This window comes from Streptomyces sp. NPDC017225 (assembly GCF_044331465.1).
Classification (GTDB): domain Bacteria; phylum Actinomycetota; class Actinomycetes; order Streptomycetales; family Streptomycetaceae; genus Streptomyces.
Map to the genome: position 1 here is coordinate 1 of NZ_JBIRNE010000022.1, position 17,421 is coordinate 17,421.

Here is a 17,421-nt window from a genome sequence, read left to right on the forward strand (position 1 = left end):
CCGGCACCGTCGTTGAGGGAGACCAGCGGCGCACCGGCCGCGATGGCCATGTCCATGATCTTGTGGATCTTCGTGGCGTGGGCCTCGCCCAGCGCGCCGCCGAAGATCCGGAAGTCGTGCGCGTAGACGAAGACCGTACGGCCCTCCACCGTGCCCCACCCGGTGATCACACCGTCGGTGTACGGCTTCTTCGCCTCCAGGCCGAACCCGGTCGCCCGGTGCCGGCGCAGCTGCTCGACCTCACGGAAGGAGCCCGGGTCCAGGAGCAGTTCGATCCGCTCCCGAGCCGTCAGCTTGCCCTTGGCGTGCTGCGCCGCCGTCGCCTTCTCGCTCGGGCCGGCCAGTGCCTGCGCACGGATCCCGTGCAGTTCGGCCACTCGCCCGCGTGCGTCCGTCGGCTCACCCGGCGCCTCATCCAAAACGGTCATGTAGCGACTGTACGAAGCCGGACAAGGAATGCCAGCCGTCGACTCCGTACAGTCTCCGGCGCGTTTTCCTGGTAGCACTGAACATAACCCCCACGGCGCGCAGCCGTTTCGACTGCTCAGAGGGGTTCAACCTTGTAGGGGTCGTACAAAGCCGTCAGCTGAGAGTCACCTCACATTCGTGGGTGGTACATACCACCCCTGGAGTGACTCTCAGGTGCAGTCGGCGGCCCGTCGCGAGGATCTCGACCGTGTCGTCGGCCCGTAGCGCCGCTCGGACCGGGTGGTCCCAGATGATGTCCAGAGGCTCGCCCGTGCGCGGCGGTTCACTCACGCAGAGGGTAGCGGTACGCCCCCGGCGGCGGATCAGCACACTCGCTCCCGCCGTCGTGGTGAGCGGGCCCGCCGTCCCGGCCCGCCAGAAGTTCGCGGCCGTCAGGCCGAGCGGGGGAACGGCGACCGCCTGGCAGCGGTCGTCGTTGGCGAGGAGAGTGAGCCGACGGCGGTCGGCGGCGCGCCGGGCGACGGCCCGGCGGGTGGCGCCCGGCATGAGGACGTAGACGTAGGCGGCGCCGGCCGGGTCCGTGCCGTGGTCCAGCCAGAGGGTCTGCCAGCGGCGGGTGCGGCGCTCGGTCGTGCTGGTGGTGTTGATGTCGGACCAGGCGCCGGTGCGGTCCTCGCGCAGGGTGCGCAGGTCGCCCTCGGGCACGATCCAGCCGCCGTGGCCCTCCAGGTGGGCCCAGTCCCGGCCGCGGGTGAGGGCCTGGGTGCCGCCCTCCCCCAGGTTGCGGTTGTCGACGACCGTCTCGACCGGGACGCCGTCCGCGCAGGTGATGCCGGCGCCCAGGCACACCACCTCGTCGTCGAGGAAGAACCAGGACCTGCGGGCTTCGAGGGTCGAGCCGAGCCCCTTGAGGTGCTGTCCGACGGCCGCGTACTCGCCGTCGGTCGCGCCGCCGACCCAGCGGGCGTCGGGCTTGGGCGCGCCCCATTCGCCGCCCGCCCGGTCGGGCAGGCGCTTGGTGGAGACGGTGGTGCCGGGCAGCCGGTACCAGTCGACGGTGGGCCAGAACCAGTCCGTGTACTGGTCGGAGGCGACGCCGTTCGCCCACCAGCTGAGCATGCCCGCGCCGGTGTGCCAGCCGCGTGGGTTCTCGCCGTTGCCGCACTCGTAGTGGGCGATGCGGTCACTGGCCATGGCGAGACACGCGGTGAAGGCGGGGCGACGGTGGACGGCGCGGTCCATGGCCGCGAAGAGGTGGTGTCCGGTGGGTTCGGGCGCGGCCTCGACGGGGGCGTCGGCGATCGCGTGCAGCCGGGCCAGGTCGGCGACCGGAAACTGGGGTGCCGTCAGGACGGGCGTGACGGTGTCCCGTTCGATCCAGCCCTTGATCCGCGCGTGCCAGCGCTCCCGCTCGGCGTCGCTCGCGCCGCCCGCGAGGACCGCCATGGCCGCGATGAGCTGCTGCCCGTGGAAGTGGTCGCCGCGCATGACGTGCAGGTCGTCGCTCTTGAGGTAACCCCGGCTGATGGCGCGTCCGTTGACGCCGTCCATGACCAGCCCGTCGTGGACGAGGGGTGCGTAGGCGTGCTCGACGCTGTCCAGGATGATCTGTTTGCCGGGGTCCGTCACCTCCCACTCCGAGCCGGCGAGCAGGGTGAACAGCCGGCCGAGCCCGTCCAGCATGACCTGGCCGTACGTCCCCGAGTAGGCGACCCAGGTGTGCTGGACGAACGAGCCGTCGGCGTAGAGGCCGTCGCCCTTGGTGACGTACGGGAAGACCGGCGAGAGGGCGTCGCGGGCCAGGGCGATCTTGGCGGGGGCCCGTCCGAGGATGCCGCGCAGGGCGACGGAGCGGCACAGGTCGACGCGGTTGGCCCCGGTGGAGGTGCCGGAGTAGTCGGCGAGCATCGCGTCGGGGACGAAGTGGTCGACCGCGGCGCAGGCGGCGTTGACGCGGTCGGTGCCGAGGTGGTCGTGGAGGGCGGCGGTGATGTCCATGAGGAGGCGGGGACTGCCGATCTGCCACTCCCACCAGTTGCCGTAGCGGGTGGTGGCCGGGTTGTAGACGGTGGCCGAGAGGTGGTCGAGCCCGCGCAGGATGTCGGCGAGCAGGACCTCGTCGCCGGTGGAGCCGGTGCCCTGCTGGACGTACGCCTCGGTCATGGTCCACAGGCGGTCGTAGGCGAGGGTGATGCCGGCGGGCGGGTCGAAGGGGTGGCCGGGCCACAGGGAGGTGGGAGTGGGAGCCATGGTCGCGCGGTGGGCGCGGGCGCGTTCGCCGGTCTCGGCGAGGCGGGAGACGTACGGTTCGGCGGCCGGGTCGTAGCCGGTGCCGAGGGCGAGGCCGAGCCAGCGGCGGCGGAGGGTGTCGTAGGGGTCGGCGGCGGCCGCGGCGGGGGCGGCGGCGCCGAGGGCGGGGGGGAGTGTGGCGGCCAGGGCGGCCGTGAGGAGGAGGGAGCGGCGGGTGGGGCGGATGTGCGGCCACATGGAGGACATGCTCATGACCTTTCCCCGATTCACGCGGCACCGTGCGCAAGCGTTGAAGCCCGCGCGGAATAGGTCTACAGTCGTGACCGTTGCACTGGTTGAACATTCAACATCATGTCGAGCGCCATGACCCGGCGCCGACCACGACCAGGAGGGCACCATGACCACGACCCCGGACCTCACCACGCTGACCGGCGAGTACACGATCGACCCCGCGCACACGACGATCGGCTTCACGGCTCGCCACGCCATGGTCACCAACGTCAAGGGCAAGTTCCTCGACTTCAGCGGCGAGCTGCACCTGGACGGTGCCGAGCCGGCCCGCTCCACGGCGTCCCTCGACATCACGATGGACAGCATCGACACCGGGTCCGCCGACCGCGACGGCCACCTCAAGAGCTCGGACTTCTTCAAGACGGACGAGTTCCCGAAGATGACCTTCCGGTCCACCAAGGCGGAGGCCCTGGGCGACGACGACTACCGCGTCACCGGCGACCTCACGATCCTCGGCACCACCAGGCCGCTCACCATCGACCTGGAGTTCAACGGCGCCGCCAGGGACCCGTTCGGCAACGAACGCGTCGGTTTCGAGGGCAAGGCGGAGATCAAGCGCTCGGAGTGGGGGCTCACCTGGAACGCCGCCCTGGAGACCGGGGGCGTGCTGGTCTCCGACAAGATCAAGCTGACCTTCGACATCTCCGCGATCAAGCAGGCGTGACCCCCCGCGCCTCCTCGAAAGCGGCGAAGTCCACGTCGGCGGCGGCCCGGACCCGGATGCTCCGGCCGGGCCAGCCGATCATCCCGTAGACCGTGTTGTACTGGGCGATCGAGCGGTCGGCGGGCATCAGACCACCGGCGTCCGCCGCGCTCCGCCGCGACGTGGTGTGCCCGTCGGCCACGACGACCAGGTCGTAACCCCGGCTCAGCGCCTGCCGTGCCGTGGTGTCCACGCAGACCTCCGTGGCGAACCCGGTGACGATCACCTCGGTGACACCGTGGGCCTGGAGGATCTCGGCGAGGTCGGTGTCCAGGAAGCTGTCCGGAGTCGTCTTGTCGACGACCGGCTCCCCCACCCGCGGCGCCAGCTCCGGCACCACCCGCCACCCTTCGGTGCCGGGCACCATCCCCTCCCCCCGCTGCCGCACCGTCACCACGGGCACGCCGGCGGACCGGGCCCGCTCGCTCAGCCCCGCGATCACGGCGACGGTCTCGGCGGGCCGGTGGGCGGCGCCGACCGTGGCGTTCTGCATGTCGATGACGAGGAGCGCGGGAGTATGCGGCATGGGCTCACGTTAACGAACGAGCGTTCCCCTTGCCCTCCGTACGGCGAACTCACGGTGTGGCGAACTCGCGCCGGTCAGAAGCCTCCGCCGAAGTCGCCACCGCCGCCGAACCCACCGCCGCCACCGAAGTCGCCGCCGCCGAAGCCGCCCCCGAAGTCGCCGGGGTCGAAGTCGGCGCCGGAGACGTCGCCGCCGCCGAAGTCGCCGTAGCCGGCGCCGTAGCCCGCTCCGTAGGCCGGGCCCGCCATCATGCCGCCCAGCATCGTGCCGACCAGCAGGCCCGGCAGGATGCCGCCGCCGAAGTATCCGCCCGCCCAAGGGCCGTAGGCCGGGCCCGCGTCCCAGTAGGGGCGCCGGCCGTACTCGGTGTCCACCTCGCGGATCATCGGGTCCCGGCCGTCGGACAGCCGGGTCCGGTCGGCCGCGCAGACCGGGACCTCGCGGGTGGCGCCGCCCGGTGGGGTCCAGGTGACGTCGGCGACCGACGGGCCGTGGCGCGGATCGAAGAAGCAGGGCGGGCGGCGTTCGGGCAGCGGCCTGCCCTCGCGCCGGGCCGACAGCTGCGCGAGCGAGAAACGGCCGTCCTCCAGGGCCTGGGTCACGGCGCGGACGTCCTCCGGTTTACGGGCGTCCGCCATGAACGTCTTGGCCTGCTCGTAGGCGTCGAGGGCGCGTTCGTAGTCCGTGCGCATCGCGTCGTCGGCGCGTGGTTCCGCAGGGTGGAAGTCCAAGCGGTCCAGTTCCTCGCCGAACGCCGTGATGTCCTCGTCGACCACCACCCGCAGCCGCTCCAGCGCCTCCCGCTGCTCCTCCTCCCTGCGGTGCCGGTTGCGCCGGGAGAGGGCGTAGACGCCCGCGCCCCCGACCGCCACCACCGCGCCGGCGGTGATCAGGGCGCCGGTCGGCGCGGAGGCGCCGCCGGAGTCCCAGGAGGAGGGGGCGGAGCCGCGGACGCTGCGCAGCGCGTCGTCCACGAAGTCGTTCAGCTGGGCCTTGGCGTCTCCGGCGCCCTGGGCCGCCGTGACCAGGTTGTCCACGCCCTGGCGGCTCAGCACCCGGCTGTCGGCGCGCGCGTCGAACTCGTCGCCGAGGCGGATGCCGTACAGGCCGGTGATGCCGGTCTCGGTGCGGAGGTTCCGGAAGAGGTTCTCGGTCGGGTAGTCGGCCGGGAGGACGGCGACGAAGACGGGTTCGTTCGCGTCCTCGATCTTGTCGGCGAGCGCCTCGGCGTCCGACGACGACAGCACGTCGGTGGCGGCCGGGTCCACGTAGACGGGACTCTCGCGCAGGGCCGCGCCGATCTCGGAGACGTCGGTGGCCGCCTGCGCGCCGGGCGCCCCGGCCATCAGCACCGCCAGCGCGGCGACGACCGGCGCGACCAGGAGGCGTATGAGGACTCGAACACGTGCGTCCGTCATACGTTCGAAAGTACCCGAATCCGCCCCGATAAGACATCGGTGCGGACCCGGAAAAAAACCGGCACTCGTCCCGGCACCGCTCCGGCACTACGTGCGGCCCACTCCCCTCCCGGCACTCATCCCGCGGGCGTGACCCCCGCCCGCAGCAGCCCGTACGTGTACGCGTCCTCCAGTGCCTGCCAGGAGGCGGCGATGACGTTCTCCGCGACACCCACCGTGGCCCACTCCCCCGTGCCGTCGCTGGTGGAGATGAGGACCCTGGTCGTGGACTGGGTGCCGTGCACGCCCTCCAGGATGCGGACCTTGTAGTCGACGAGGTCGAGCTTGGCCAGCTCCGGGTAGATCTTCTCCAGGGCGACGCGCAGGGCGCGGTCCAGGGCGTTGACCGGGCCGTTGCCCTCCGCCGTGGCGACGATGCGCTCGCCCTTGGCCCAGAGCTTGACCGTGGCCTCGTTGGCGTGGGAGCCGTCGGGGCGGTCCTCGGCGATCGAGCGCCAGGACTCCACGTCGAAGTACTTCAGGGGACTGCCCTCGGCCTCCGCGCGCAGCAGGAGCTCGAAGCTCGCGTCGGCGGCCTCGTAGGTGTAGCCCGCCAGCTCGCGTTCCTTCACGCGCTCGACGACCCGGCCGACCAGTTCCCGGTCGCCGCCGAGGTCGATGCCGAGCTCCTTGCCCTTGAGCTCGATGGAGGCGCGGCCGGCCATGTCGGAGACCAGCATCCGCATGGTGTTGCCGACCAGCTCCGGGTCGATGTGCTGGTACAGGTCCGGGTCGACCTTGATCGCGGAGGCGTGCAGGCCCGCCTTGTGCGCGAAGGCCGAGACGCCGACGTAGGGCTGGTGGGTGGAAGGGGTGAGGTTGACGACCTCGGCGATGGCGTGGGAGATGCGCGTCATCTCGCGGAGCCGGCCCTCGGGCAGGACCTGCTTGCCGTACTTCAGCTCCAGCGCGGCCACCACCGGGAACAGGTTGGCGTTGCCGACCCGCTCGCCGTAGCCGTTCGCCGTGCACTGGACGTGGGTCGCGCCCGCGTCGACCGCGGCGAGGGTGTTGGCGACGGCGCAGCCGGTGTCGTCCTGGGCGTGGATGCCGAGCCGGGCACCGGTGTCGGCCAGCACCGTGCCGACCACGGCCTGGATCTGCGCCGGGAGCATGCCGCCGTTGGTGTCGCACAGGATGACCACGTCGGCGCCCGCTTCCGAGGCGGCGCGGACGACGGCCTTGGCGTACTCGGGGTTGGCGCGGTAGCCGTCGAAGAAGTGCTCGCAGTCGACGAAGACCCGGCGGCCCTGCGCGACGAGGTGGGAGACGGTGTCCCGCACCATCGCCAGGTTCTCGTCGAGCGTGGTGCGCAGGGCGAGCTCGACATGCCGGTCGTGGGACTTGGCGACCAGGGTGATCACCTGGGCTCCGGACTCCAGGAGCGCCTTGACCTGGTGGTCCTCGGCGGCCGTGGCCCCCGCCCGGCGGGTGGAGCCGAAGGCGACCAGCTGGGCGTGGCGGAAGCCGATCTCCTGCTTGGCGCGGGCGAAGAACTCGGTGTCCCGGGGGTTCGCGCCGGGCCAGCCGCCCTCGATGAAGCCCACACCGAAGTCGTCCAGGTGCCGTGCGATGGCCAGCTTGTCCGCGACCGTGAGGTTGATGCCCTCGCGCTGCGCGCCGTCGCGCAGGGTGGTGTCGAAAACGTGGAACGAATCGTCGAGTTCGCTGGGTGCGGTCATGATCTGAAGACTCCTGTAGGGGATCTCGGTCTACCGGAATGACCGGTTCCACCGTCCGTCTATGATCCCTCGCGCTCTCTTCCCGGCTGGAGGTGGGCCAGGAAAACGAAAAACCTCTCGCGGGTGCGAGAGGTCTGCGCGCGGGTCGAGGACGACGGTGTCCACCCGTACGTGGTCGTACGTGGTGGTCACTGCGGACCGGCGCGCCTGCTGCCAATAATCATGGCGAACGAGAGCACGGGGGCAGTCTGGCACAGTCTGTCCCGGTGCTCACCGTCCGTCTCAGGATGCGAGCGGCGTCCGTCCGCGAGCGAGTGACTCAGGCGTCCGCGACCGGGGGGAAGCGGGAGAGGAGGCGGCCGCCGCTCATGCCGGCCTCACGGTCGAGCGCCAGAGCGATGCCGCCCTCGTTGACCAGCGGGGAGGTGCGTCCGGGTGCCCGCGAGGCCGGCGACGTCACGGCCGATCCTCGCGTCGTGCTCCCAGCGGGCCCACTCCTGGGCGCCCCAGCCGTTATGGGTCCGGTCGACGGCCGCCAACTCGCCGTCCCGGGCGGGGAAGACGGGGCCGATGTCGCGCATCCGGGCGTCGTCCAGGTCGCGTTCGACCGTCTCGACGCCGTCGCCCAGCAGGGTGCGCGCCCCGCTGTCCCGGACCGCACCCCGTCGTGACCGGTTCGAAGCGGCGGACGGCACGGGCGACCGACGCCGGGCGACGCGCGCGGCGGCCAGGTCACCGGGGTCCTCGAAGGCGGGGCTGGGGCCCGGCCACGCCGTCCGGGTGCGTTCGTGCGGGGCCCCTCGCGGTGACGTCGTACGGGGTGCCGGGGGCTCTCATCCCCGGCACATGGCCGCACCGGCCCCGGGCGTCTCAGGCCAGGCGGTGCATCCAGCCGTGCTTGTCCTCGGCCGTCCCACGCTGGATGTCGAGCAGGGCTCCGCGCAGGCGCTGCGTCACCTCACCGGGCTCGCCTCCGCTCTGCTGCCACTGGGCACCGGCGCGCTTCACCGTTCCGACCGGCGTGATCACGGCCGCCGTACCGCAGGCGAAGACCTCGGTGAGGGTGCCGTTCTCCGAGTCGCGCTGCCACTGCTCGACGGAGACACGGCCCTCCTCGGCCTCGTAGCCGAGGTCCCGGGCGACGGTGAGGAGGGAGTCGCGGGTGACGCCCTCCAGGATGGAGCCGGTGAGGGACGGCGTGACGATCCTGTCTCCGTAGACGAAGTACAGGTTCATGCCGCCCAGCTCCTCGACCCACTGGTGCTCGACCGCGTCGAGGTAGCAGACCTGGTCGCAGCCCTTGGCCGCGGCCTCCGCCTGGGCGAGGAGGGACGCGGCGTAGTTGCCGCCGGTCTTGGCGTCGCCCATGCCGCCGGGGACGGCGCGGACGCGGTCCTCGGAGACCCAGATGGAGACCGGCTTGACGCCGCCCGGGAAGTAGGCGCCGGCCGGGGAGGCGATGACGATGAAGAGGTACTCGTTGGCCGGCTTCACGCCCAGGCCGACCTCGGTCGCGATCATGAAGGGACGCAGGTAGAGGGACTCCTCACCACCGTGTGCCGGGACCCAGTCCTGGTCCTGGCGCACCAGGGCGTCGCACGCCTCGATGAAGGTGTCCTCCGGCAGTTCCGGCATGCCGAGGCGGCGGGCGGAGGCCTGGAAGCGCTGCGCGTTCTTCTCCGGGCGGAAGGTGGCGACGGATCCGTCGGGGCGACGGTACGCCTTCAGCCCCTCGAAGATCTCCTGCGCGTAGTGCAGGACCGTGGTGGCCGGGTCGAGGGAGAGCGGGGCGTACGGAACCAGCTGACCGTCGTGCCAGCCGCGGCCCTCGGTCCACTTGACCGTCACCATGTGGTCGGTGAAGTGGCGGCCGAACCCGGGGTTGGCCAGGATCGCCTGCCGCTCTGCGTCGGAGAGCGGGTTGGCGGAGGGCTTGAGCTCGATCGTGGGCGTCGTCATGGGTTGATGTCCTTCACCGGTTTTGGTTGTGACGGGCCGCTGTCACGCCCGTACGGCCGGTGGCCGGTGCTAGGACGTCCGAGCATTCCCTCATGTCGCGGCTTCGCGTTCGATTATCGCGCACGGACGGACGCGCGGGCGGCGACGGATGAAGCGGGGTGAATGCGGCCCAGGGTTCGATGGTCGCACCTTGCGGACGCAGGAGAAAGCCGCCGGGTGCCTTGTTTCTCGGACCCGGCGGCTTCGAAAGGTTGGATTTCGAGCGCGCCGGGTCAGCCGGCTACTCGTACGGCGAGCGCGTCGCCGATCTCGGAGGTGGAGCGGGCGCCGTCGCCGGCGCGCTCCCCGAGGTCGGCGGAGACCGCGTCCTCGATCCGGGCGGCCTCGGCCTCGTGGCCGAGGTGGCGCAGCAGCAGGGCGACGGACAGCACCGTGGCGGTGGGGTCGGCCTTGCCCTGGCCGGCGATGTCGGGCGCGGAGCCGTGGACCGGCTCGAACATCGAGGGGAAGTCGCCGGACGGGTTGATGTTCCCGCTGGCGGCGACGCCGATGCCGCCGGAGACGGCCGCGGCGAGGTCGGTGATGATGTCGCCGAAGAGGTTGTCGGTGACGATCACGTCGAAGCGCTCGGGCTGGGTGACGAGGTAGATCGTCGCCGCGTCGACGTGCATGTACTCGGTGGTGACGTCGGGGTACTCGGCGGCCACCTTGTTGAAGACGTTCGTCCACAGGTGACCCGCGAAGGTCAGCACGTTGTTCTTGTGGATCAGCGCCAGCTTCTTGCGCGGGCGGGCCTGTGCGCGGGCGAAGGCGTCGCGGACCACGCGCTCGACGCCGAAGGCCGTGTTGACGGAGACCTCGGTGGCGACCTCGTGCTCGGTGCCCTTGCGGATGGTGCCGCCGTTGCCCGTGTACGGGCCCTCGGTGCCCTCGCGGACGACGACGAAGTCGATCTCGGGCTGGCCGGCGAGCGGGGTCGCGACACCGGGCAGGAGCTTGCTCGGCCGCAGGTTGACGTGGTGGTCGAAGGCGAAGCGGAGCTTCAGCAGGAAGCCGCGCTCCAGGACGCCGGACGGCACCGACGGGTCGCCGATCGCGCCGAGCAGGATGGCGTCGTGCGCCTTGAGGGCGTCGAGGTCGGCGTCGGTGAGGGTCTCACCGGTGGAGTGGTATCGCCGGGCGCCGAAGTCGAACTCCCTGGTCTCCAGCTTCACATCCTGCGGAAGGACGGCGGAGAGGACCTTGAGACCTTCGGCCACGACCTCCTGGCCGATGCCGTCACCGGGAATCACTGCGAGATTGAGGCTGCGAGACATGACGGCACCCTACTCCTCGTCCCACGGGATGACATGCGACGTCCGGCATGCGGACGCCGACGCGTCCCCGCGGACTCAGTGCCCGGTGGAGCCGCCGTTGTCCCGGCGGTCGAGGGCGCGCTGGAGGGCGGCGGCCGCGTTCTTGCGGTCGGAGTCGCTGGTACGGGAGAGGTGGCGGACTCGGCGGCGGACGGTCGTCTCGGCCATGGGAATCGACTCCTTCGGCACGCGGGAGAGCGCGGAAAGCGAGTGGTACGGGGAGACGCCGGAAGGGGCGGGGAGCACGGGGCCGCAGGGGTTGCCTGCACGGGGCCCGGCTCACTACCGCCATCCGCTCGATCGAGCGGGACGTTCGGCTCCTACAAAACTAAGGGAGCGCGGAGCGTCTGTCTCCACAATTACTCGGACTTCCTACTATCTGAGACAGTGCCGTCGGTCACTCGGCCGCGACCTGCGAAAACGTCGGACGGGCCAGGTCGGGGGGAGACCTGGCCCGTCCGGGATCGGGTGGGCGTCAGCCCATGTGCGGGTACGCGTAGTCGGTCGGCGCGACCAGCGTCTCCTTGATGGCGCGGGTCAGGGTCCAGCGCATCAGGTTCTGCGGGGCGCCCGCCTTGTCGTTGGTGCCGGAGGCACGGCCGCCGCCGAAGGGCTGCTGGCCGACCACGGCGCCGGTCGACTTGTCGTTGATGTAGAAGTTGCCGGCCGCGTAGCGCAGCTTCTCCATCGTGTACGCCGCCGCCGCTCGGTCGTTCGAGACGACCGAGCCGGTGAGCGCGTAGTCCGACACCGACTCCATCTGGGTCAGCATCTCGTCGTACGCGTCGGCCTTGCTGTCGTCGTACACGTGCACGGCGAGGAACGGGCCGAAGTACTCGGTGCGGAAGACCTCGTTCTCCGGGTCGGTGCACTCGACGACCGTCGGGCGGACGAAGTAGCCGACCGAGTCGTCGTAGGAGCCGCCCGCGACGATCGTGCAGGTCTCGTCGGCCTTGGCGCGGTCGATGGCGGCCTTGTTCTTGGCGAAGGACCGCTCGTCGATGACGGCGCCCATGAAGTTCGACAGGTCGGTGACGTCACCCATGGTCAGGTAGTCGACCTCGGCGGCGAACTCCTCCTTGAAGCCGTCGTTCCAGATGGACGCCGGGATGTACGCGCGGGAGGTGGCGCTGCACTTCTGGCCCTGGTACTCGAAGGCACCGCGGGTCAGGGCGGTCTTCAGCACGGCGCGGTCGGCGCTCGGGTGGGCGACCAGGAAGTCCTTGCCGCCGGTCTCGCCGACCAGACGCGGGTACGTGCGGTACTTGGCGATGTTGTTGCCGACCGTCTTCCACAGGTGCTGGAAGGTCGGGGTCGAGCCGGTGAAGTGGATGCCCGCGAGGTCGCGGTGGACCAGGGCGACCTCGGAGACCGCGATGCCGTCGCCGGTGACCAGGTTGATGACGCCCTTGGGCAGCCCGGCCTCCTCCAGCAGCCGCATGAGCAGCACGGCGGCGTGGGTCTGGGTCGGGGACGGCTTCCAGACCACCACGTTGCCCATGAGCGCGGGCGCGGTGGGCAGGTTCGCCGCGATCGCGCTGAAGTTGAACGGCGTGATCGCGTAGACGAAGCCCTCCAGCGGGCGGTGGTCCATGCGGTTCCACACGCCCGGGGAGTTGGCCGGGGGCTGCTCGGCCAGGATGCCTCGGGCGTAGTGGACGTTGAAGCGCCAGAAGTCGATCAGCTCGCAGGGGCTGTCGATCTCGGCCTGCTGGGCCGTCTTGGACTGGCCGAGCATGGTGGAGGCGGCGATGGTCTCGCGCCACGGGCCGGACAGCAGCTCGGCGGCGCGCAGGATGATCGCCGCGCGGTCGTCGAAGGACATCGCGCGCCACGCGGGGGCGGCGGCCAGGGCGGCGTCGATCGCGTCCTGGGCGTCCTGCTGGGTGGCGTTGGCGTACGTGCCCAGGCGGGACTTGTGGTTGTGCGGCTGCACGACGTCGAAGCGCTCGCCGCCGCCCATCCGCTTGACGCCACCGATGGTGCAGGGCAGGTCGACCGGGTTGTCGGCCAGCTCCCTGAGCTTGGCCTCCAGGCGGGCACGCTCGGGCGAGCCGGGGGCGTAGCCGTGCACCGGCTCGTTGACGGGGGCGGGGACCTGGGTCACAGCGTCCATGAGTTCCGTTACTCCTTGACTTGAGCGGGTTGTGCGAGCGGGTGCGGGCTCAGCCCTTGCTCACCATCGAGCGGGCGAAGAACCGGAGGTTGGCCGGCTTCTCCGCCAGACGGCGCATGAAGTAGCCGTACCAGTCGGTGCCGTAGGCGGTGTACACGCGCATGCGGTGGCCCTCGGCGGCGAGCCGCAGGTGCTCGTCGCCGCGGATGCCGTACAGCATCTGGAACTCGTACTCGTCGAGCTTGCGCCCGGCGGTGCGGGCCAGTTCCTGCGCGATGGAGATCAGGCGCGGGTCGTGGGACCCGATCATCGGGTAGCCCTCGCCCTCCATCAGGGTGCGCAGGATGCGCACGTACGCCTTGTCGATCTCGTGGCGCTGCTGGTACGCGACCTCGGCGGGCTCCTTGTAGGCGCCCTTCACCAACCGTACGCGAGAGCCGTTGTCGGCGAGCCGGCGTGCGTCGGCCTCGGTGCGGAAGAGGTAGGCCTGGATGACGCAGCCGGTCTGCGGGAAGTCCTTCCGCAGCTCGTCGTGGATGGCGAACATCGAGTCGAGGGTGGTGTGGTCCTCGGCGTCGAGCGTGACGGTGGTGCCGATGCGGGCGGCGGCCTCGACGACCGGGCGGACGTTCTTCAGGGCCAGCTCGTGGCCGCCGTCCAGTGCCTGGCCGAACATGGAGAGCTTGACCGACATCTCGGCACGGCCGCCGAGGTCGAGCGGCTCGAGCCGGTCGACCAGCTCCAGGTAGGCGTCGCGGGCGGCCTCGGCCTGCGCGGGGTTCGTGATGTCCTCGCCGACGACGTCCATCGTCAGTTCCAGGCCCTGGTCGGTGAGCTCCCGGACGATCGGCACGATCTCGTCGACCGTCTCGCCGGGGATGAACCGGTCGACGACCGGCTTGGTCACGGGCGCCGCAGAGACCAGACGACGCATCCGGTCGCTGCGCGACGCGGCGAGAATCACGGGACCCAGCACGGGGCACCTCCACTTACCGACCAACACGAGGGCCGCTGCCCGTCGAACGGGGAACGGCACGGAGAACCACCGTGAAATCTAGGGATCCCCCCGATCGTCGGCCATCGACAGCTGTCACGCATCCGTGCCACGGATCTCAGACAGATGTATGAACCGGGCGCGGAAATGCGGCAGAATGCCCGGGTGACGACGGATTCCAGGGGTGACTACCAGGAGCTGGTCGACGAGATCTCCGAGCTGCTGGGCGCGCCCGCGACCCTGGAGAACCGCGACTTCGAGCTGATCGCCTTCGGCGCGTACGACAGCGAGGGCGACCTCGATCCCTCGGTCCTGGACCCGGTGCGCACCCGCTCGATCCTGACCCGGCGTTCCACGGCGGCGGTCCGGGCCTGGTTCGAGGGCTTCGGCATCACCCGCGCCAGGGGCCCGGTCCGCATTCCGCCGACCCCGGAGGCGGGGGTGTACCGGGGGCGCACGTGTCTGCCGGTACGGCATCGGGGCGTCGTCCTCGGCTATGTGTGGCTCCTGGACACCGAGCCCGGCCCGACGGAGCGGCAGCTGGCGGCGGCGATGGAGGTCACCGTCCGGATCGGCGCGCTGCTCGCGGACGAGGCGCAGCACGGCGCCGATCTGAGCCGGGAGCTGCGGGCGGTGCTGACCGCCGAGCGGGACTGGCAGCGGGACATGGCGGTGGCGGAACTGCGCACCGCCCTCGGTGCCCGCGCCGACACCCCGCACGCGGTGGTGTGCGTGGCGCCCTGGCCCTCGGCCGGCCCCGAGGACGCGCCCTCGGTCCGTACGGTGCCGGGGGCGACGGCGCTGTGCACGGTGCCGTGGGAGGCCGCGGGCCAGTCGCTGGCGCTGCTGGTGCGGTTGCGCTCGGCGGACGTGCTGACCCCGGCGACGACGGCGGCGGGACGGCTGCTGGAGCGGGCGCGGAGCGAGGGCGGGACAGCCGGAGCGGGTGGGAGGGCCGGAGCCGCCGGCCTGCGGACCGGCGCCGCCTCCGGGGCGGCGGCCGGGACGACGGCCGGGACGACGGCCGGGGCGATCGGTGCGGCGGCCGGGGCGGCCGCGGGGGTCTCCGCGCCGCGCACCGGGCTGGCCGAGCTGGGGGCCGCCTGGCGGGAGGCCTCGGCGGCGGCCCGGGCGGCGCGCGCCGAGAGCCGGTTCGGTCCGGTCGCCGAGTGGACGTCCATCGGAGCGTTCCGTCTGCTGACCGCGCTGCCCGCGCAGGCCGCGCACGATCCCGCCGTACGGGCGCTGCTCTCCCCCGCCCACCGCGAACTGGCCCGCACGGCCGAGGTCTACCTCGACTGCGCGGGCCAGGCCGGGCGCACCGCCGCCGAGCTGGGCATCCACCGCCAGACGCTGTACTACCGCCTGTCCCGCGTCGAGCAGCTCACGGGCCTGGACCTGGACGACGGCGAGGACCGGCTGCTGCTGCACATGGCGCTCAAGGCATGGGGTCTGTAGCGGCCTCGATCACCTGGCGGAGCCCCGCGGTCAGACGTTCGGCCTCGGGGGCGCTCTTCGGGTCGAAGGACCACTGGGCCATGACACCCATCATCAGGGTCGTGTAGAAGGTGCCGAGCGTGTCCACGACCTCGTCCGGCACACTCTCCTCGGGCGCGCCCGTGAACAGCGAGACGAAGCCGCGCGAGCCGTCACGCTGCGCCCGCGCCAGATGGTCGCGCACCTTGGGCAGCTGATCGCCCATGGCCACGATCTCCAGACTCAGGCGCCACATCGACCCCGGCTCGCGCATGGTGCCGATGATGCTCGACCAGACCGAGGTGAACCGCTCCAGCGAGCCGGGCTCGCCCCGGACCTCGCCGTCGAAGGCCTCGGACGTGCTCTCGACCATCGCCACGTACGCCTGCGCGAGGAGCGCGTCCTTCGAGCCGTAGTGGTAGCCGATGGAGGCCAGGTTCGTCCCCGACTCCCTGACGATGTCACGGGCCGTCGTACGCACGAACCCCTTGGCGAGCAGGCAGCGCTTGGCGCCCTCGAGCAGATCCTCGCGGTGTCCCATGGGCCCACTCTACCGCTGGATCCATACAAGCGTCCTACACGACCGTCCTAGACAATCGTATAGGACGACCGTACAGTCACCGCCATGACGACGAACCCGCCCCGCGCCGGCCGCCGTGAATGGACCGCGCTGGCCGTACTGATGCTCCCGCTGCTGCTGGTCTCGATGGACGTCTCGGTCCTCTACTTCGCGATTCCGCAGATCAGCGCGGACCTGGAGCCGAGCGGTACCCAGCAGTTGTGGATCTTCGACATCTACGCATTCGTCCTGGCCGGTCTGCTCATGACGATGGGCTCCGTGGGCGACCGCATCGGCCGCCGCAGGCTGCTGCTGATCGGTGCGGCGGCCTTCGGCGCGGCCTCCCTCGTGGCGGCGTACGCGAACAGCGCCGAGACCCTGATCGCGGCCCGCGCGGTCCTCGGCATCGGCGGCGCGACCCTGATGCCGTCGACGCTCGCCCTGGTCCGCACGATGTTCACCGATCCCGCCCAGCGGGCGAAGGCGATCGCCATGTGGTCCGGCGTGATGACGGCCGGGGTCGCACTGGGCTCGGTGCTCAGCGGCGTGCTCGTGGAGTACTTCTGGTGGGGCTCGGTCTTCCTGGTCAACCTGCCGGCGATGGCGCTGCTGCTGGTCCTCGCCCCGCTTCTGCTGCCCGAGTCGAAGGACCCGGCTCCGGGCCGCTTCGACCGGGTGAGCGTCCCCCTGTCGATGGCCGCCGTGCTCCCCGTGGTCTACGGCCTGAAGGAGATCACGTCCGAGGGCTGGAACGCCCGCTACGTCCTCTCGATCACGGTCGGCCTGCTCTTCGCGGCCCTGTTCGTGCACCGGCAGCGGACGAGCGCCTCACCGATGGTCTCCCCGGCTCTGTTCCGCGGCCGTGGCTTCGCCTCCGCCATCGGCCTCAACCTCGTCTCCGCGTTCGGGATGATGGGCTCGGCCTTCTTCACCACGCAGTACCTGCAGTCGGTGCTCGACAAGAGCGCCCTTCAGGCCGCGCTGTGGGCACTGCTGCCGTCCCTGCCGATCGGGCTCGCGGCCCCGGTCACGGCCGGGCTGGTCCAGCGGGGCGTACACCGCGCCCACGTCGTCGCCGCCGGTTTCGTGGTCGCCGCGTCCGGCTACGGGCTGCTGGCCCTGGCCGGTACGGACTCGTTGTGGCTGGTGCTCGTCGCGTGCGGCGTCCTCGCGTCCGGGATCGTCATGGTGATGTCCCAGTTGATGGATCTCGCCCTGGGGACCGTCCCGGTGGAGCGGTCGGGCTCGGCGTCCTCGCTGATGGAGACCGGCACGGAGTTCGGCGGTGCGCTGGGCATGGCGGTCCTGGGCTCCATCGGCACCGCCGTCTACCGCCACGGCGTCCCGGACTCGGCACCGGCTGCGGCTCACGAGACGCTGGGCGGGGCGCTGGCCGTCGCCGGGCAGTCGCCCGGGAGCGCGGGCGACTCGCTGGCGACGGCGGCACGGGAGGCGTTCACCCAGGGGATGCAGGCGGCGGCGATCGCGGGCGCGGTGGTGCTCGCCGGCGCGGCCGTCCTGGCGTCGGTGACGCTGCGTCGGGTGCGGGTCCGCGAGGAGTCCTGCACGGAGAACGCCGGACGGGCCGACCAGGTCAGCCCGTCCGGCGTATGAGGGACGAGTC

The 17,421-nt window shown here is 71.4% G+C and carries 15 protein-coding genes and 1 pseudogene; 3 read left to right on the forward strand and 13 right to left on the reverse strand.

Translation table 11 applies throughout. The features are described from left to right. Together ACH4NX_RS32650 and ACH4NX_RS32655 are read right to left on the reverse strand one after the other, a co-directional pair. Positions 1-428: carboxyl transferase domain-containing protein (locus ACH4NX_RS32650; protein WP_398129700.1), on the reverse strand; the 428-nt coding region annotated here is incomplete at its 3' end. Positions 429-582: 154 nt separating this feature from the next. Then, positions 583-2,925 (reverse strand): polysaccharide lyase 8 family protein, encoded by a 2,343-nt coding sequence (locus tag ACH4NX_RS32655; RefSeq protein ID WP_398129762.1) that lies wholly within the window; start codon positions 2,923-2,925, stop codon positions 583-585. A 151-nt stretch (positions 2,926-3,076) separates the two neighbouring features. Between ACH4NX_RS32655 and ACH4NX_RS32660 the strand changes: the two genes are divergently transcribed. Further along, on the forward strand, positions 3,077-3,634 hold the full coding sequence (locus ACH4NX_RS32660) for a YceI family protein (protein WP_351401543.1): 558 nt from the start codon (positions 3,077-3,079) through the stop codon (positions 3,632-3,634). Here ACH4NX_RS32660 and ACH4NX_RS32665 read toward each other — a convergent pair. The 10 genes and pseudogenes from ACH4NX_RS32665 to ACH4NX_RS32710 all read right to left on the reverse strand — a co-directional run bounded on the left by ACH4NX_RS32665 (position 3,621) and on the right by ACH4NX_RS32710 (position 13,744). Then, the gene (locus tag ACH4NX_RS32665) at positions 3,621-4,199 is read right to left on the reverse strand and encodes a cysteine hydrolase family protein (protein WP_398129701.1); all 579 of its coding nucleotides are present in this window, start codon (positions 4,197-4,199) and stop codon (positions 3,621-3,623) included. The genes ACH4NX_RS32660 and ACH4NX_RS32665 overlap by 14 nt on opposite strands. 74 nt (positions 4,200-4,273) lie before the next feature. Further along, on the reverse strand, positions 4,274-5,617 hold the full coding sequence (locus ACH4NX_RS32670; RefSeq protein WP_351401548.1) for a hypothetical protein: 1,344 nt from the start codon (positions 5,615-5,617) through the stop codon (positions 4,274-4,276). Positions 5,618-5,733: 116 nt separating this feature from the next. Next, positions 5,734-7,338: a citramalate synthase gene (gene cimA, locus ACH4NX_RS32675; RefSeq protein WP_398129702.1), complete on the reverse strand. Its 1,605-nt coding sequence runs from the start codon at positions 7,336-7,338 to the stop codon at positions 5,734-5,736. 319 nt (positions 7,339-7,657) lie between these two features. Next, positions 7,658-7,798, reverse strand: a complete 141-nt coding sequence (locus ACH4NX_RS32680; RefSeq protein WP_398129703.1) for a hypothetical protein — start codon at positions 7,796-7,798, stop codon at positions 7,658-7,660. Between the two features lie 34 nt (positions 7,799-7,832). Continuing rightward, positions 7,833-8,075: pseudogene (locus ACH4NX_RS32685) on the reverse strand (agmatine deiminase family protein); the annotation flags it as partial. A 133-nt stretch (positions 8,076-8,208) separates the two neighbouring features. Beyond that, positions 8,209-9,297: a branched-chain amino acid aminotransferase gene (locus tag ACH4NX_RS32690; protein ID WP_351401552.1), complete on the reverse strand. Its 1,089-nt coding sequence runs from the start codon at positions 9,295-9,297 to the stop codon at positions 8,209-8,211. Between the two features lie 272 nt (positions 9,298-9,569). Then, a complete protein-coding gene (locus ACH4NX_RS32695) occupies positions 9,570-10,613 on the reverse strand; it encodes a 3-isopropylmalate dehydrogenase (protein ID WP_351401554.1) in 1,044 nt (347 codons plus the stop codon). A gap of 75 nt (positions 10,614-10,688) precedes the next feature. After that, positions 10,689-10,820 carry a hypothetical protein gene (locus tag ACH4NX_RS32700; RefSeq protein WP_302185845.1) on the reverse strand — a complete coding sequence of 44 codons (132 nt, stop codon included), beginning with the start codon at positions 10,818-10,820 and terminating at the stop codon, positions 10,689-10,691. Between the two features lie 307 nt (positions 10,821-11,127). Beyond that, positions 11,128-12,768, reverse strand: a complete 1,641-nt coding sequence (gene pruA, locus ACH4NX_RS32705; protein WP_398129704.1) for an L-glutamate gamma-semialdehyde dehydrogenase — start codon at positions 12,766-12,768, stop codon at positions 11,128-11,130. 49 nt (positions 12,769-12,817) lie between these two features. Further along, a complete protein-coding gene (locus tag ACH4NX_RS32710) occupies positions 12,818-13,744 on the reverse strand; it encodes a proline dehydrogenase family protein (protein WP_351401560.1) in 927 nt (308 codons plus the stop codon). Between the two features lie 165 nt (positions 13,745-13,909). On the opposite strand from ACH4NX_RS32710, the gene ACH4NX_RS32715 reads away from it, so the two are divergent. Beyond that, a complete protein-coding gene (locus ACH4NX_RS32715; RefSeq protein ID WP_398129705.1) occupies positions 13,910-15,220 on the forward strand; it encodes a PucR family transcriptional regulator in 1,311 nt (436 codons plus the stop codon). Here the strand turns inward: ACH4NX_RS32715 and ACH4NX_RS32720 are convergent. Then, positions 15,201-15,779 (reverse strand): TetR/AcrR family transcriptional regulator, encoded by a 579-nt coding sequence (locus ACH4NX_RS32720; RefSeq protein WP_351401564.1) that lies wholly within the window; start codon positions 15,777-15,779, stop codon positions 15,201-15,203. The two genes, ACH4NX_RS32715 and ACH4NX_RS32720, sit on opposite strands and share 20 nt — an antisense overlap. A gap of 84 nt (positions 15,780-15,863) precedes the next feature. Between ACH4NX_RS32720 and ACH4NX_RS32725 the strand changes: the two genes are divergently transcribed. Continuing rightward, entirely contained in the window at positions 15,864-17,411 is a 1,548-nt protein-coding gene (locus ACH4NX_RS32725) for an MFS transporter (protein ID WP_398129706.1), read from the forward strand. Positions 17,412-17,421 lie beyond the last annotated feature (10 nt).

What these genes read in the sequence shown, in the direction of transcription:
- ACH4NX_RS32655 (WP_398129762.1), bottom strand. Translation starts at nt 2,925, where the DNA reads ATGTCCTCCATGTGGCCGCACATCCGCCCCACCCGCCGCTCCCTCCTC.
- ACH4NX_RS32660 (WP_351401543.1), top strand. Translation starts at nt 3,077, where the DNA reads ATGACCACGACCCCGGACCTCACCACGCTGACCGGCGAGTACACGATC.
- ACH4NX_RS32665 (WP_398129701.1), bottom strand. Translation starts at nt 4,199, where the DNA reads ATGCCGCATACTCCCGCGCTCCTCGTCATCGACATGCAGAACGCCACG.
- ACH4NX_RS32670 (WP_351401548.1), bottom strand. Translation starts at nt 5,617, where the DNA reads ATGACGGACGCACGTGTTCGAGTCCTCATACGCCTCCTGGTCGCGCCG.
- cimA (WP_398129702.1), bottom strand. Translation starts at nt 7,338, where the DNA reads ATGACCGCACCCAGCGAACTCGACGATTCGTTCCACGTTTTCGACACC.
- ACH4NX_RS32690 (WP_351401552.1), bottom strand. Translation starts at nt 9,297, where the DNA reads ATGACGACGCCCACGATCGAGCTCAAGCCCTCCGCCAACCCGCTCTCC.
- ACH4NX_RS32695 (WP_351401554.1), bottom strand. Translation starts at nt 10,613, where the DNA reads ATGTCTCGCAGCCTCAATCTCGCAGTGATTCCCGGTGACGGCATCGGC.
- ACH4NX_RS32700 (WP_302185845.1), bottom strand. Translation starts at nt 10,820, where the DNA reads ATGGCCGAGACGACCGTCCGCCGCCGAGTCCGCCACCTCTCCCGTACC.
- pruA (WP_398129704.1), bottom strand. Translation starts at nt 12,768, where the DNA reads ATGGACGCTGTGACCCAGGTCCCCGCCCCCGTCAACGAGCCGGTGCAC.
- ACH4NX_RS32715 (WP_398129705.1), top strand. Translation starts at nt 13,910, where the DNA reads ATGCGGCAGAATGCCCGGGTGACGACGGATTCCAGGGGTGACTACCAG.
- ACH4NX_RS32720 (WP_351401564.1), bottom strand. Translation starts at nt 15,779, where the DNA reads ATGGGACACCGCGAGGATCTGCTCGAGGGCGCCAAGCGCTGCCTGCTC.
- ACH4NX_RS32725 (WP_398129706.1), top strand. Translation starts at nt 15,864, where the DNA reads ATGACGACGAACCCGCCCCGCGCCGGCCGCCGTGAATGGACCGCGCTG.